Source organism: Klebsiella planticola ATCC 33531, assembly GCF_000735435.1.
Classification (GTDB): domain Bacteria; phylum Pseudomonadota; class Gammaproteobacteria; order Enterobacterales; family Enterobacteriaceae; genus Klebsiella; species Klebsiella planticola.
In genome coordinates this window covers 23,748-36,821 of the sequence record NZ_JMPP01000040.1, presented here as the reverse complement: position 1 = coordinate 36,821, position 13,074 = coordinate 23,748, and the positions used below count along the sequence as shown (strand labels likewise).

Genomic DNA, 13,074 nt, shown 5'->3' with positions numbered 1-13,074 from the left:
AAGCGGTTAATGACGTTGTCATAGACTTTGGCGACCGCAAAACGGGCGTTTTCACTGCTCTCGTTGCCGCCGGTGCTTTTCCCGCCGCCATCTCCGGATCCCACCAGGCTGCCGACCAGCTGATAGACCCCGTCGCGGGTCTCTTCATCGGGCACGGTGCCGCTCAGGATCCACGTGGCTTTATCGGCATTCTGGAAGCGTTTCACCTCTACCGTACTGCCGGGATATTCACGCGCCACGCGCTGGCGGATATCGCTCAGAAACGGGTCAACATCCACGCTGAGATTCATCAATATTTTCGCCTGCGCGCCATAGACCACCAGTTCGGTGCTGCCCAGCTTGCGGGCATACAACACGATATTTTTATCGTTGACGATTTTGTAATCGGCTACGGCCGGGTCTGACACAAACACCGTATTAACGGCGCTGGCGAAGCGCAGCGTTTTCGATTGCCCGGGTTTGAGATTGACCACCTCCGCCCAGGCCCCCAGGGAAAACGTGCAAAACACCAGCAGCACAAACAGCCTTTTAATGCAGTACAATCGTTGAGTCATGTTTTAAAATATCCCTGTATCCGGGGGTCCATGGTGTTATAAGCCACCTGACGTCAGGCGGCGATTTAGCCTCGAAGCTCGTTAATTTCTGAGGCGAGCTTTGCAGGAACGGGAGGTAGATTAAAAATCACGTCGTCGCTGACCGGCCACGCCGCCTCCAGCGATGGGAGCGCAATGGTCGATTTCCCCTCCGGGGAGGTTGCCGCCGGGAACAGGAGAACATTCGCCAGTTCACCGCCCAGCCCTTTCAGCATCTTGACCTCGCGATCCTGCAGCTCCACCACCAGCTGACTCCCCTTTTCCACCACGCTGACGCCGTTATTGACCACCGTTTTTGCCGGGCGAATCGCCAGCACCCGCTTATTACCCATCAGCGGTTTCAGACGGTTATAAAGCTGATTTTTTTCCCTGGACTGGTCGGCGCCCACTTCCAGGGTATCTTCATGTTTGGGGTATATCCGGCGATAGGAGAGATAAATATCCACGCCCTGCCCGGCCTTGACGTTATTTAATAAATAGTTGTCTGCTTTGTTTAACTCGAAGGTGTAGAGAATATTTCCCGGCTGTAAAAACAGACTCAGATACTCATCGCTGCCCGGCTCCACCAGTAATCCCGGCAAAATCCATGAATTCGCCGGCACCGTGTTTTTTAACGCCCAGTTATCGAGGCTTTTACCGATGAGATTAAACTGAGCGTCGCTACTGCCGACCTCAACCGTCATGGTTTTAATCTGAAAGTCCCCGGCCCGGAGTATTGTTCTGGCATCCAAATCACGGGTAGCTATCGCCACGCTGATGGTCTGCTGCGGTTTTTTTTCTGGCTGACTGGCCTGCAGAGGAGCAGCCGTGCGGGATTGATTAAAATAGAAAAACAGCCCCAGAATACCGACAACGATCATCACCACATAAACCAGCAGACCGCCTCTTTTCATATTCATTGTTATCCACTTTGTTCTGCCAGAAATACTGAAATCATCTCTGAATACAGACATCACATCCTATGATGCCTGTATCATTATTAGATGTTCCAATAATTAGTTATTGACAAGGTTAGTTACCTTCGTTGTGACCGCTGAGAACACAGAAGTCAGCGTTGTCTGAACGGAGCCACCCGTACCAAATACCACTGAAACAACGGCGGCCACGCCAGCGATGACAATCGCGTACTCAACGGCGGTGACGCCTTTTTCATTACGTTTGAAATCATGAATGCATCCAGCAACACAGGTATAAGCAGCCAGATACTTGTCATAAACACGATTTAGCATTACCAGTTTCCTTATTTAACCATCATTCAATATTTAAATTTATATGTCGCCCAAAATATATTCATAGAAAGAATTAATCTTTCGCTCATTGATATTCTCCGGGCGACAGAAGAATAGCCTGTTAATTCTGTCGCCAGCTAATATTTATAATCGATCGATTTCAGTCCGGTTAATAGCCAAAAGCTATCATTTAACATATAACGATCGTTTTAATCGATCGTTATAGGCAAAAAATGAGTATAAGAGACAGACGAACTACTTATAAATCAGGCGTTATGCGGCGGTATTTCTCGCAACAAAATTGCAGCGGCTAGCGTTTATTTTTAGCGGGTGATTTCATAATAAACACACAATTCAACAACCATTACATTCGATAGAAATCAACATTTGGTATTTAGCGCTGGCTTTGACGTTAAATTCGCAGCTTAAGTACATTTTCGGCAGGCGCAGGAGTGATTTATCGCTTACAATATATGGCGGATATTGATGCCTGCCACACATATAAATAACAAATAATTAAAACAAAGAAAACTCCTAAAATGATGAATAATAATGAACGAGCGAGCCGCAGAAATTAATCAAAGGGACGGCGCAATTACCGCCCTATCATCAACGGAGTCATCTTATAGAGAGCAGACAGATAAGCAAACTGAACGACTAACAATGAAATATACTGAGTTTTATACTTAATGCAGAATAAATGGCGAACAGACAGCCGTTCATTATAGGATGGGTATGTCGAAAGCACACGGGCCTTGCCTCAATGCGACAAAGCCCTCAATCATGCCAGCCCTTTAAATCGTCACCATGCCGCGCACCCCTTCCGCTTCCATATCCGCGCCCTTTCCATGCTGAATAATCGCCCCGCGCGACATCACCAGATAGCGATCCGCCAGCGCCGCGGCAAAGTCATAAAACTGCTCGACCAGCAGAATGGCCATATCGCCACGGTTCGCCAGTTGACGGATCACTTCGCCAATCTCTTTGATGACCGACGGCTGAATACCTTCCGTCGGTTCATCGAGGATCAGCAATTGTGGCCGGCTGGCCAGCGCGCGGCCAATGGCCAGCTGCTGCTGTTGACCGCCGGAGAGATCGCCGCCGCGCCGCTGTTTCATGGTTTTCAGCACCGGAAACAGCTGATAAATTTCTTCCGGTACCTGCCCGGCCTCCCTGGCCGGAAACCGCGACAGCCCCATCAGCAGATTCTCTTCCACCGTCAGGCGAGGAAAGATTTCACGCCCCTGCGGCACATAGGCGATACCGGCCTGTACCCGCTGGTGCGGTTTACGCTGGGTAATCGTTTTCTCCTGCCAGATGACTTCGCCGCTGCGTGCCGGAATCAGCCCCATCAGGCACTTCAGTAAGGTGGTTTTACCCACGCCATTGCGTCCCAGCAGACAGGTGACCTCGCCTTGCCGGGCCTCAAAATCAACCCCACGCAGAATATGGCTGCCGCCATAATATTGATGTAACTGATTAACCTGTAACATTCGCTCTCCTTAACGACCGAGATACACTTCAATCACCTGCTCATTCGCCTGCACCTCGCGCAGCGAGCCCTCTGCCAGCACCTGTCCCTGATGCAGCACCGTGACCCGGTCAGCGATAGTTTCGACGAACCCCATATCGTGCTCCACCACCATCAGGGAATGTTGCCCGGCGAGGGTGCGGAACAGCTCGGCGGTATACTCGGTTTCAGCATCGGTCATCCCGGCAGCGGGCTCATCCAGCAGCAACAGATGCGGCTCCTGAACCAGCAGCATGCCGATCTCGAGAAACTGTTTTTGCCCGTGAGAAAGCAGCCCCGCCGGGCGCGTACGTTCGCCATCAAGACGCAACAGGCGCAAAATGTCGCTGATGCGGTCCTCCTGCTCGCCGTTCAGCCGCGCCCGCAGGCTGGCCCAGACCGACTTATCGCCTTTCAGCGCCAGCTCAAGGTTTTCAGCGACGGTCAGCGCCTCAAACACCGTCGGTTTCTGAAACTTGCGACCGATCCCCTGGCGGGCGATAGCGATAGGGTCAAGTCCGAGCAGGTCGATGGACTGGTCATAGCGCGCCCTGCCGCTCTGCGGCCGGGTTTTGCCAGTAATGACATCCATCAGCGTCGTTTTCCCGGCGCCGTTCGGCCCGATAATGCAGCGCAGTTCGCCCACGCCAATCTGCAATGAGAGATCCGTCAGCGCCTGGAAACCATCAAAATTGACGTTGATGTTCTCCAGCTCCAGTACCGGGTCGGTCTGCGCGCGAAAGCGGTCCGTGGGCTGCTGGCGGGTAAACAGGCCTTCATCCGGTTGCATTAGCGGTCTCCTTTGCGTAGCAGGCCAATAACCCCGCGAGGTAAAAACAGGGTCACAATGATAAAAATCAGACCAAGGAACAGCTGCCAGTACTCCGGCATCGTGACGGTGAACAGGCTCTTCGCCCCGTTCACCAGCCCGGCGCCAAGAACCGGACCAATTAAGGTGCCGCGTCCACCCAGCGCCACCCAAATAGCCGCTTCAATGGAGTTGGTCGGCGACATTTCGCTGGGGTTAATAATGCCCACCTGAGGCACGTACAGTGCGCCTGCCAGGCCACACAGCACCGCCGACAGCGTCCACACCAGCAGCTTAAATCCGCGCGGATCGTATCCGCAGAACATCAGCCGGTTTTCCGCATCACGCACCGCCGTCAGGATCCGGCCGAATTTACTCTGCGCCAGCAGATAACCGATCCCTAACGTCAGCAGCAGCAGTAAAACCGTGACCATAAATAGCGCTGCCCGCGTGGTGGTCGCGGTAACGGAATAGCCAAGCAGCGTGGTGAATCCGGTAAAACCGTTGTTGCCGCCAAAACCGGTTTCGTTACGGAAAAAGAGCAGCATGCCGGCGTAGGTCAACGCCTGGGTCATAATCGAGAAGTAGACACCTTTGATTTTAGAGCGGAAAGCAAACCAGCCGAAGACTAGCGCCAGCAGCCCCGGAACCAGCACCACCAGCAGCATCGCCCAGGCAAAGTGCTGCGTTCCCCACCAGAACCACGGCAGCTCGCTCCACGACAGAAAAGACATGAATGCCGGCAGACCGTCGCCCGCCGCCTGGCGCATCAGATACATCCCCATCGCATAGCCGCCGAGGGCGAAAAAGATGCCGTGGCCCAGCGACAGCATACCGGCGTAGCCCCAGACCAGATCCAACGCAACGGCGACAATGGCGTAACAGAGGATTTTACCGCTCAGGGTCAGCAGCCAGGTGGAGACCGCCAGCGGATGCGATTGCGGCAGCAGCGCCAGAAACGGCATACTCAGCAACCCCAGCACCAGGAGCACGCCGAGCCATTGCAGCGGCCGCGGCGCCTTACGCGCTAATGTTAAGGTAATTGGTTGGCTCATCAGTCAATAACCCTCCCTTTTAAGGCAAACAGCCCCTGCGGACGTTTCTGAATAAACAGGATGATCAGCACCAGGATCAGGATCTTGCCCAACACCGCCCCGAGCTGAGGTTCAAGGATTTTGTTGAAGATGCCGAGGCCCAAGGCGGCCACCACGCTCCCCGCCAGCTGGCCGACGCCGCCGAGCACCACCACCAGGAAGGAGTCGATGATATAACCTTGTCCCAGCTCCGGGCCGACGTTACCCAGCTGCGACAGCGCCACCCCACCCAGCCCGGCGATACCCGAACCGAGACCAAACGCCAGCATATCCACGCGCCCGGTCGGCACGCCGCAGCAGGCCGCCATCGCCCGGTTCTGCGTCACCGCCCGTACGTTCATGCCTAAGCGGGTTTTATTGAGAATTAACCAGGTGAAGAACAGCACCAGCAGCACAAAGCCCAGCACCGCCAGGCGGTTCCACGGCAGGATCAGGTTCGGCAAAACCTGCAGACCGCCGGAGAGCCAGGCCGGGTTGGCCACTTCCAGGTTCTGGGCGCCGAACAGCATGCGCACCAGTTGGATCAGCATCAGGCTAATCCCCCAGGTAGCCAGCAGCGTCTCCAGCGGGCGACCATAGAGATGACGAATGATAGTGCGTTCCAGCGCCATGCCGATGCCGCCGGTTATCAGGAAGGCGACCGGCAGCGCGACCAGCGGATAAAAAGCCAGCCACTGCGGCGCCAGCTGGGCCAGCGCCTGCTGGACCAACCAGCAGCTATAGGCGCCAATCATCAGCATCTCGCCGTGCGCCATATTGATGACGCCCAGCAACCCGTAGGTGATGGCCAGCCCCAGCGCCGCCAGCAGCAGAACCGACCCCAGCGACAGCCCCATAAACGCCTGGCCGAGAATATCGCCGAGCAGCAGACGCTGTTTAATCTGACTCAGGCTGTTTGCCGCCGCAGCGCGCACGCGGGCGTCAGGCTCATGCTGAAGATCGGTATAGGGAATCAGCAGCGCCTGGGTATCCGGATCCACCGAGTGGCCGAGCTGCTCAACGGCAGCCAGCCGTCTGGCGCTGTCCGGGCTGGCAAGCTGCAGACGGGCCAGCGCAATGTCCAGCTGCGTTTTCACGCCCTCATCGGTTTCAACCGCCAACCGTTGTTGCAACAGCCCCGCCATTTCCGGCGTAGCCTCCCGCTGTAGCGTTCTGACGGCGGCCGCTCTTTCCGTGACACTGTCACTGACAAGCAGATGGGTGGCCAATGCCCCGGCGACCAGGTTACGCAGGCGGTTGGTGAGGCGAACCGGTTTTGTCACCCCTTGTGGAGAGTGCGCGGCTCCCAGCGCCTGCTGCTGGCTGAAGGCGTGGCCACTGTCATCCGCCACCAGGGTTTCCGCTTTCAGCGCCCGCAGCAGCGGCAGTCGCTGGGCGTCCGGCGCGGCAGCCCACTGTTCCAGCAGGCGCGCCTGTTGGGTGCGGTTGGCCGCCACAAAATCATCCGCGTCCGCTGCCTGCGCCCGCCACGGCACGATCATCACCAGTAGCGCGAGGTAATACCCCACTATGCGCCATGTGCTCATGAGTATCTCCTTGTGTCATTTCCCCGTTAACGCTAACGAGGGTCGCGCGGGATTCCGGGATATCCCCGGTGGCGCTGGCGCTTACCGGGGCGACTTATGTCGCCCGGGCAACGCATGCGCACCCGGGAGAGAGGCGCTTAATTCGCGGCAGTTTTTATTGGATGATCGGGTTTCTTATCGTTGCCCGCGATCCACGGGCTCCACGGCTGGGCGCGCACCGGCTTATCGGTCTGCCAGACGACGTTGAACTGCCCGTTGCTTTCGATTTCGCCAATCATCACCGGTTTGTGCAGATGGTGATTAGTCGCGTCCATGGTCAGAGTGAAGCCCGAAGGGGCGTTGAAGGTCTGGCCGGCCATCGCTGCCCGCACCTTATCGACATCGGTGGTCCCCGCCTTGGTTACCGCCTGGGCCCACATGTGCAGCCCAACCCAGGTGGCTTCCATCGGATCGTTAGTCACCACGGTGTCGGCGTTTGGCAACTTGTGGGCTTTGGCATAGGCACGGTAATCCGCCACGAACTGTTTGTTGGTCGGATTATCGACCGACTCAAAGTAGTTCCACGCCGCCAGGTTCCCCACCAGCGGTTTGGTATCAATACCGCGCAGCTCCTCTTCACCGACCGAGAAGGCCACCACCGGCACATCGGTGGCCTTCAGACCCTGGTTGGCCAGCTCTTTATAAAACGGGACGTTGGAGTCGCCGTTGATGGTAGAAACCACCGCCGTTTTACCGCCGGCGGAGAATTTCTTAATGTTGGCCACGATGGTCTGGTAATCGCTGTAACCGAACGGGGTATAGACCTCTTCGATGTCCTTATCCTGGATCCCTTTTGCATGCAGGAAGGCGCGCAGAATTTTGTTGGTGGTCCGCGGATAGACGTAATCGGTGCCCAGCAGGAAGAAGCGTTTCGCCCCGCCGCCATCTTCACTCAGCAGGTATTCCACCGCCGGGATCGCCTGCTGATTCGGCGCCGCGCCGGTATAGAAGACGTTTGGCGACATCTCTTCGCCTTCGTACTGTACCGGATAGAACAGCAGGCCGTTCAGCTCTTCAAAAACCGGCAGAACCGATTTTCGCGAGACCGATGTCCAGCAGCCAAAGACCGCCGCCACCTTGTCCTGGGTTAGCAGCTGACGGGCTTTTTCCGCGAACAGCGGCCAGTTTGACGCGGGATCGACAACCACCGGCTCGAGCTTTTTCCCCAGCACGCCGCCTTTAGCGTTAATGTCGTCAATCGCCATCAGCGCCACGTCTTTCAACGGGGTTTCAGAAATCGCCATGGTCCCGGAGAGCGAATGCATAATCCCGACTTTAATGGTGTCGGCGGCATAAACCTGGAAAGAGTAGCCCATGAGAACGGTAGAGGCGGAGAGTGCGAAAGCTTTTAATAATGTTCGACGCTGCATGATTCACTCCTGAAAATCGCAAAAACGAAAAATGAATGAACGACTATCCGGAAGTGATAAGGCAAAAACGGTGCCAGGTTATCTGACGGCGGGAAAGCGCGCGACGGCGCGGCAGGAGAGAAACAGACAGGCAGCGTTGCCTCAAAACGGTGCAACGCTGCGCTATGAAGAGCGGTTACCAGACCTGAGCGGCGATCCCGGTGACCAGGCGGACTTTATCCCACTGCTGGGGTTCCGTCAGCGCGTTCCCCTCCTCGGTCGAGGCGAAGCCACACTGCGGACTGAGGCAAATCTGCTGCAGAGCAACATACTGCGCGGCCTCCTGCAGACGCGCTTTCACTCCCTCCGGGTTTTCCAGCTCGCCGTTTTTGGTGGTGATTAATCCCAGCACGACCTGCTGCTTGCCCGGACGGATAAAGCGCAGCGGGGCGAAATCGCCGGAGCGGTCATTATCATACTCGAGGAAGAAGGCATCGACGTTGACCCCGCCAAACAGCACCTCGGCAACCGGCTCATAGCCGCCTTCCGAGATCCAGGTGGAACGGAAGTTCCCGCGACAAACGTGCAGGCCGATGGTCAAATCGTCCGGTTTGCCTTCCAGAGCCTTATTCAGCACCCGGGCGTACGTTTTGGCCAGCGCGTCAGGATCGTCGCCGCGATCGCGCACCTGCTGACGTTGTTCATCGGAACACAGATAGGCCCAGACGGTATCATCGAGCTGCAGATAGCGGCAGCCGGCATCATAGAAGGCGCGAATGGCATCACGCCAGGTGGTCGCCAGATCGTCGAAATAGTCGGCGAGGTCCGGATAAACCGTGGCATCAATATCTTTACGCCCGCCGCGGAAATGGAGCACGCTCGGGCTTGGAATGGTCATCTTCGGCTGCGCTTCGCCGCTGACGCTTTTCAGAAAACGAAAATCTTCCAGCATCGGATGATCGCCAAACGCCAGTTTACCGATGACGCGAACGCCGTGTGCTTTGGTCTGCACGCCGTTGAACTGGATCCCTTTGTCGGAATCGTAGCGTTCAACGCCTTCTAAACCATCGAAGAAATCGAAGTGCCACCACGCGCGGCGAAATTCGCCGTCGGTCACCACGTGCAGCCCGCAATCACACTGCTGCCTGACCAGCTGGCGGATAGCATCATTTTCAATCTGGCGCAGCTGTTGTGCATCGATGGCGCCTTCGGCAAGCTGCTGACGCGCGACCTTTATTGCCTCTGGACGTAAAAAACTGCCGACGATATCTGCGCGGAACGGGGCCTGTTGACGTTGCATGGTGTCTCCTTAGCGGTAAGCACAATTAGTTGCCTGCCGTGATAGTTCATTATTTGAATTTTAGACTTCTGGATGGCTATATGTCCAGATACTGTCATGCACTGCCGTCAGCGGCAAACGAGAAAAATTCATCGGACATGAAATAAATTCATTTAGCGGCCGGCTACCCGCAGAACCGGCCGCAGTGAGTTAGTCGGCGAAAGGCAGCCCCTCGTCCTGCCAGCCGGTGAGGCCGCCGAGCATCATTTTGACCGGACGCCCCAGTTCAGCCAGCTTGAGAGCGGCAATATCCGCACCGTTGCAGTGGGGGCCGGCGCAATAGACGACGAACAGCGTCTCAGCTGGCCACGCGCTCATGCGGCCGGCATCGATCAGGCGATGCGGCAAATGCAGCGCTCCAGGCAGATGCCGTCGGGCAAAGGTCTCCGCACTGCCGACGACGTGCAGCAGTACAAAATCGCACGCCCCGTCGCGCATCGCGCTGTAGACATCCGCGCAGTCGGTTTCAAAACTCAGTTTATGCCGGAACCAGGCGGCAGCGTCGGCGCAAGCGGCGGGGGTAAAAGCGGTTACAACACTCATGGCGTATTCTCCTTGTCTGTGGTACCACTAATTTAATGAATCCGCTCACTTATCCTCTGCCGGCAACCATGACAGAAAACGTTGAAATCCTGACAAATCCTCCCGTGACGTTGTCACACCATAAGGTCGTTGTGCTGGCCTACGATGGCCTGTGCACCTTTGAGTTTGGTATCGCGGTGGAGATCTTTGGTCTTCCCCGCCCGGAAATGGGCGATCGCTGGTACCAGTTCGCGGTCGCCGCCGTCGATGACGGTGAGCTACGGGCTACCGGTGGTATCCGGCTGATGACCGACGGCGGCATGAATTTGCTTCAGGATGCGCAGACTATCGTGGTTCCCGGCTGGCGCGGAATCGATGCCCCGGTCCCGGCGGCGCTGTGCGATGCCTTAGCCGCCGCCCATGCGCGCGGCTGTCGGATTATCTCAATCTGCTCCGGCGTATTTGTTCTCGCGGCGGCCGGGTTACTCAATGGCCGCAGAGCGACAACGCACTGGCGATACACGGAGAATCTGCGCCAGCGCTTCCCGCTGATTGATGTGGTCGCCGATGTGTTGTACGTGGGTTCTGACGGCATGATGACCTCCGCGGGCAGTGCCGCCGGCATCGACCTGTGCCTGCACCTTGTGCGTGAGGATTATGGGATTGACGCCGCCAATACCGTGGCCAGACGACTGGTTGTCTCTCCGCATCGCGACGGCGCGCAGGCGCAGCAGGTTGTCCGCCCTGTCGCCCAGGCGCGGGAAAGCCAGCGCCTGGGGCTGGTGTTTGATTATCTGCATCAGCATCTTGCCGCCAGCCATACCGTGGCGTCGCTGGCGCAACAGGCGGGGATGAGTCCTCGCACCTTTTTACGCCGTTTTCAGGCGGCGACCGGTAAGACCCCTGCGCGCTGGCTGCTGGATGAGCGGTTGCAGCGCGCGCAGCAGCATCTGACCCATAGCCGCATCAGCATCGATAAAATCGCCGAACTCAGCGGTTTCGCCGATGCCGGCACCCTGCGCCACCATTTTCGCCAGCAGTTCGCTATCAGCCCATCCGCATACCGGAAGAAGTTTTCTGCCGCTGCGGTTGTAAAATCGTAGCAGGCGGTCACAATGGTTTGCCGATCGCTGTCATTACGCAAGGAGCCTGTCAGATGAAAAAAGAGTGTCGAGTCGTTCTGTACAAAGAGGGAATTCTGGGGAGCATGTTTTTTGGCGAAGCGAAAGCTGACCCGGAGAAAATGAGCCGTTTTCTCAATGAGTTCACCCTGCAGGGCTGGGAAGTCAAAACGATGTCCGTGGAGCGCCGCAGAACCGGACTGTTCTGGTCGCGCGAGGCCTATCTGTTCGTCCTTGAACGGCCACTCTAACCCCTCACCGCACTATTTATTTCACGCTGAAAAAGTTTTCCTGGTTAATTATTTGTTTAGGTTGACCAGGTTATTCTTTATGCAACAACCGTACACCACGTTCAATAAGGACTACTTAGCGCACACTAATCAATGATGGAGGTTAATCATGCTGGGAAATATGCATGTATTTATGGCAGTACTGGGAACAATTCTGTTCTTTGGTTTTCTTGCCGCGTATCTAAGCCACAAATGGGATGACTGATGAACGACGATAATCCCCACCCGTAACCGCCCCCTGCTGCTGATTGCACCAGGGGGCGTTCCGCTTTTAGCTTCCCGATCATAGCCTTAGCTTCATTATGAGAAATTCACGCCTTCCGCCATGCCTGGGGCCCCGATTGCAATCAAGGATCGTCACTTTACATTCATACAGCGGGTGTAGATTATTCAGCATTATTCGCGATATCGGATTCCTTGCCAGTGAAAACCTATATAGCTATTCCGCTGCTAGCCTTTTTTCTCACATTAATCGCCGGACTATTTTTAAACAGACCCTCCTCGCGGATTATTCAGGATAAATGCATGTCGTTCGATGGCGTAATGGCATCGTGCATGACAAAGCACTACAGCCCCCATCACCGCTTCTCTTAGAGGGACATCGGTATTGAGCCCCCCTCGCTGCGAACCAGCAGAAATACCACTCAGGTCAACACATCGCTTTGATGGCCTCGCGGCCAGGTTTTACGCATGGAATATTCCGGTTTAAGGTGTGTAGCGAAAGGGAATTATTGATTCTCCATAAAATATTCACATTTTTGGTTTGCAATTGAGGCTCGCCAGTTCAGGAGCTATTATGAAAAAAATTATCCTTGTCATCTTTGTGCTCTGCGCAGCCGTGTCTCTTTCCGGATGCATCCTTCCGCCGGGAGGCCCCGGAGGAGGACCCGGCGGTGGTCCTGGCGGTGGACACTTTCATGGGCCAGACCTCCGTTAAGGTGTTTATTACAGCGATTAAAACAGCCACCGGAAGGTGGCCTTTTTAACCGCAACAAAGGCTATCAACTGAATGTGAAAACCGGCGACATCAAGTCTGACTTCTCCCGGGAATGAGGGGTTAAAAGCGAAAAGAATTCCGTCGGAAGGCCCATCGGTTTATCAGGAAATGACCCGAGGCGGTATCAGCGGTTGCTTCAACAGAATGTTTGCGCCGATCGCCAGCGCCAGAAAAACGTCAACCCGCTGATATTGTGTTTTATTATAAAAAAGTGAGAGTTATACGTTATTTAACTATTAAGACGCCGCTGGCTCGCAGAATAGTCCCCTCTTAACCGCTAAAAAGTGTGACATTGATCAAACTCAACAACATAGCAGGCTCAAAGGCGTATTTATATTACGTCCGTTACCAGGGCCCGGCCTTGTACATAATACGGTTTTTTTGATGCACAGAGAGAAAGAGGAGAAATACCCATGGTCACTTATGATCGTAACCGCAATCCTATTACCAACGGAAGCCAGGTGATGATTAATGGGACAGGTAAAACGGGTAAAATTGTTGCTATCCACTCCAATGGGCTCACACCCGCCCAATTACGTCGCAGCAAAACCATTGAAGTTGAAGGGAATGAAGGTAAGTTCGAACCCGTTGAACTGATCCGTCTTGGCCTACACTAAAGACGGCAATGCCGCTGCGGCACCGGCAACTCAATATCTG

At 55.5% G+C, this 13,074-nt stretch carries 14 protein-coding genes; 4 read left to right on the top strand and 10 right to left on the bottom strand.

What is annotated here, in order from left to right; genetic code table 11:
- The 10 genes from GRPL_RS09215 to GRPL_RS09260 form a co-directional block, all read right to left on the bottom strand.
- On the bottom strand, positions 1 to 554 hold a 554-nt coding region (locus tag GRPL_RS09215; protein WP_032699773.1), incomplete at its 3' end, for a pilus assembly protein N-terminal domain-containing protein.
- A 65-nt stretch (positions 555 to 619) separates the two neighbouring features.
- Positions 620 to 1,492 carry a hypothetical protein gene (locus GRPL_RS09220; protein ID WP_032699771.1) on the bottom strand — a complete coding sequence of 291 codons (873 nt, stop codon included), beginning with the start codon at positions 1,490 to 1,492 and terminating at the stop codon, positions 620 to 622.
- Positions 1,493 to 1,588: 96 nt separating this feature from the next.
- Positions 1,589 to 1,822, bottom strand: a complete 234-nt coding sequence (locus GRPL_RS09225; RefSeq protein ID WP_032699770.1) for a Flp family type IVb pilin — start codon at positions 1,820 to 1,822, stop codon at positions 1,589 to 1,591.
- A 794-nt stretch (positions 1,823 to 2,616) separates the two neighbouring features.
- A complete protein-coding gene (gene urtE / locus GRPL_RS09230) occupies positions 2,617 to 3,315 on the bottom strand; it encodes an urea ABC transporter ATP-binding subunit UrtE (RefSeq protein WP_032699768.1) in 699 nt (232 codons plus the stop codon).
- 9 nt (positions 3,316 to 3,324) lie between these two features.
- Positions 3,325 to 4,122, bottom strand: a complete 798-nt coding sequence (gene urtD / locus GRPL_RS09235) for an urea ABC transporter ATP-binding protein UrtD (protein WP_032687567.1) — start codon at positions 4,120 to 4,122, stop codon at positions 3,325 to 3,327.
- Positions 4,122 to 5,195, bottom strand: a complete 1,074-nt coding sequence (gene urtC, locus GRPL_RS09240; RefSeq protein ID WP_032699767.1) for an urea ABC transporter permease subunit UrtC — start codon at positions 5,193 to 5,195, stop codon at positions 4,122 to 4,124. The genes urtD and urtC overlap by 1 nt, the downstream gene beginning before the upstream one ends.
- On the bottom strand, positions 5,195 to 6,760 hold the full coding sequence (gene urtB / locus GRPL_RS09245) for an urea ABC transporter permease subunit UrtB (protein WP_032699765.1): 1,566 nt from the start codon (positions 6,758 to 6,760) through the stop codon (positions 5,195 to 5,197). Before urtB ends, urtC begins: the two co-directional genes overlap by 1 nt.
- A gap of 137 nt (positions 6,761 to 6,897) precedes the next feature.
- Positions 6,898 to 8,169, bottom strand: a complete 1,272-nt coding sequence (gene urtA / locus GRPL_RS09250) for an urea ABC transporter substrate-binding protein (protein ID WP_004862326.1) — start codon at positions 8,167 to 8,169, stop codon at positions 6,898 to 6,900.
- Between the two features lie 175 nt (positions 8,170 to 8,344).
- On the bottom strand, positions 8,345 to 9,448 hold the full coding sequence (locus GRPL_RS09255; RefSeq protein ID WP_032699763.1) for a cobalamin-independent methionine synthase II family protein: 1,104 nt from the start codon (positions 9,446 to 9,448) through the stop codon (positions 8,345 to 8,347).
- A gap of 189 nt (positions 9,449 to 9,637) precedes the next feature.
- A complete protein-coding gene (locus tag GRPL_RS09260) occupies positions 9,638 to 10,030 on the bottom strand; it encodes a rhodanese-like domain-containing protein (RefSeq protein ID WP_032687560.1) in 393 nt (130 codons plus the stop codon).
- Positions 10,031 to 10,098: 68 nt separating this feature from the next.
- Between GRPL_RS09260 and ftrA the strand changes: the two genes are divergently transcribed.
- The 4 genes from ftrA to ydfZ all read left to right on the top strand — a co-directional run bounded on the left by ftrA (position 10,099) and on the right by ydfZ (position 13,034).
- Positions 10,099 to 11,112: a transcriptional regulator FtrA gene (gene ftrA, locus GRPL_RS09265; protein WP_032699772.1), complete on the top strand. Its 1,014-nt coding sequence runs from the start codon at positions 10,099 to 10,101 to the stop codon at positions 11,110 to 11,112.
- Positions 11,113 to 11,165: 53 nt separating this feature from the next.
- Positions 11,166 to 11,381: a DUF4177 domain-containing protein gene (locus tag GRPL_RS09270; protein ID WP_004862336.1), complete on the top strand. Its 216-nt coding sequence runs from the start codon at positions 11,166 to 11,168 to the stop codon at positions 11,379 to 11,381.
- Between the two features lie 148 nt (positions 11,382 to 11,529).
- Complete coding sequence (mgtS, locus tag GRPL_RS27815) at positions 11,530 to 11,625, top strand: protein MgtS (protein ID WP_004102377.1); 96 nt, start codon at positions 11,530 to 11,532, stop codon at positions 11,623 to 11,625.
- Positions 11,626 to 12,830: 1,205 nt separating this feature from the next.
- The gene (gene ydfZ / locus GRPL_RS09275; RefSeq protein ID WP_032687557.1) at positions 12,831 to 13,034 is read left to right on the top strand and encodes a putative selenium delivery protein YdfZ; all 204 of its coding nucleotides are present in this window, start codon (positions 12,831 to 12,833) and stop codon (positions 13,032 to 13,034) included.
- Positions 13,035 to 13,074: the final 40 nt, after the last annotated feature.

What these genes read in the sequence shown, in the direction of transcription:
- GRPL_RS09225 (WP_032699770.1), bottom strand. Translation starts at nt 1,822, where the DNA reads ATGCTAAATCGTGTTTATGACAAGTATCTGGCTGCTTATACCTGTGTT.
- urtA (WP_004862326.1), bottom strand. Translation starts at nt 8,169, where the DNA reads ATGCAGCGTCGAACATTATTAAAAGCTTTCGCACTCTCCGCCTCTACC.
- GRPL_RS09270 (WP_004862336.1), top strand. Translation starts at nt 11,166, where the DNA reads ATGAAAAAAGAGTGTCGAGTCGTTCTGTACAAAGAGGGAATTCTGGGG.
- ftrA (WP_032699772.1), top strand. Translation starts at nt 10,099, where the DNA reads ATGACAGAAAACGTTGAAATCCTGACAAATCCTCCCGTGACGTTGTCA.
- ydfZ (WP_032687557.1), top strand. Translation starts at nt 12,831, where the DNA reads ATGGTCACTTATGATCGTAACCGCAATCCTATTACCAACGGAAGCCAG.
- GRPL_RS09255 (WP_032699763.1), bottom strand. Translation starts at nt 9,448, where the DNA reads ATGCAACGTCAACAGGCCCCGTTCCGCGCAGATATCGTCGGCAGTTTT.
- mgtS (WP_004102377.1), top strand. Translation starts at nt 11,530, where the DNA reads ATGCTGGGAAATATGCATGTATTTATGGCAGTACTGGGAACAATTCTG.
- GRPL_RS09260 (WP_032687560.1), bottom strand. Translation starts at nt 10,030, where the DNA reads ATGAGTGTTGTAACCGCTTTTACCCCCGCCGCTTGCGCCGACGCTGCC.
- urtC (WP_032699767.1), bottom strand. Translation starts at nt 5,195, where the DNA reads ATGAGCCAACCAATTACCTTAACATTAGCGCGTAAGGCGCCGCGGCCG.
- GRPL_RS09220 (WP_032699771.1), bottom strand. Translation starts at nt 1,492, where the DNA reads ATGAATATGAAAAGAGGCGGTCTGCTGGTTTATGTGGTGATGATCGTT.
- urtE (WP_032699768.1), bottom strand. Translation starts at nt 3,315, where the DNA reads ATGTTACAGGTTAATCAGTTACATCAATATTATGGCGGCAGCCATATT.
- urtD (WP_032687567.1), bottom strand. Translation starts at nt 4,122, where the DNA reads ATGCAACCGGATGAAGGCCTGTTTACCCGCCAGCAGCCCACGGACCGC.
- urtB (WP_032699765.1), bottom strand. Translation starts at nt 6,760, where the DNA reads ATGAGCACATGGCGCATAGTGGGGTATTACCTCGCGCTACTGGTGATG.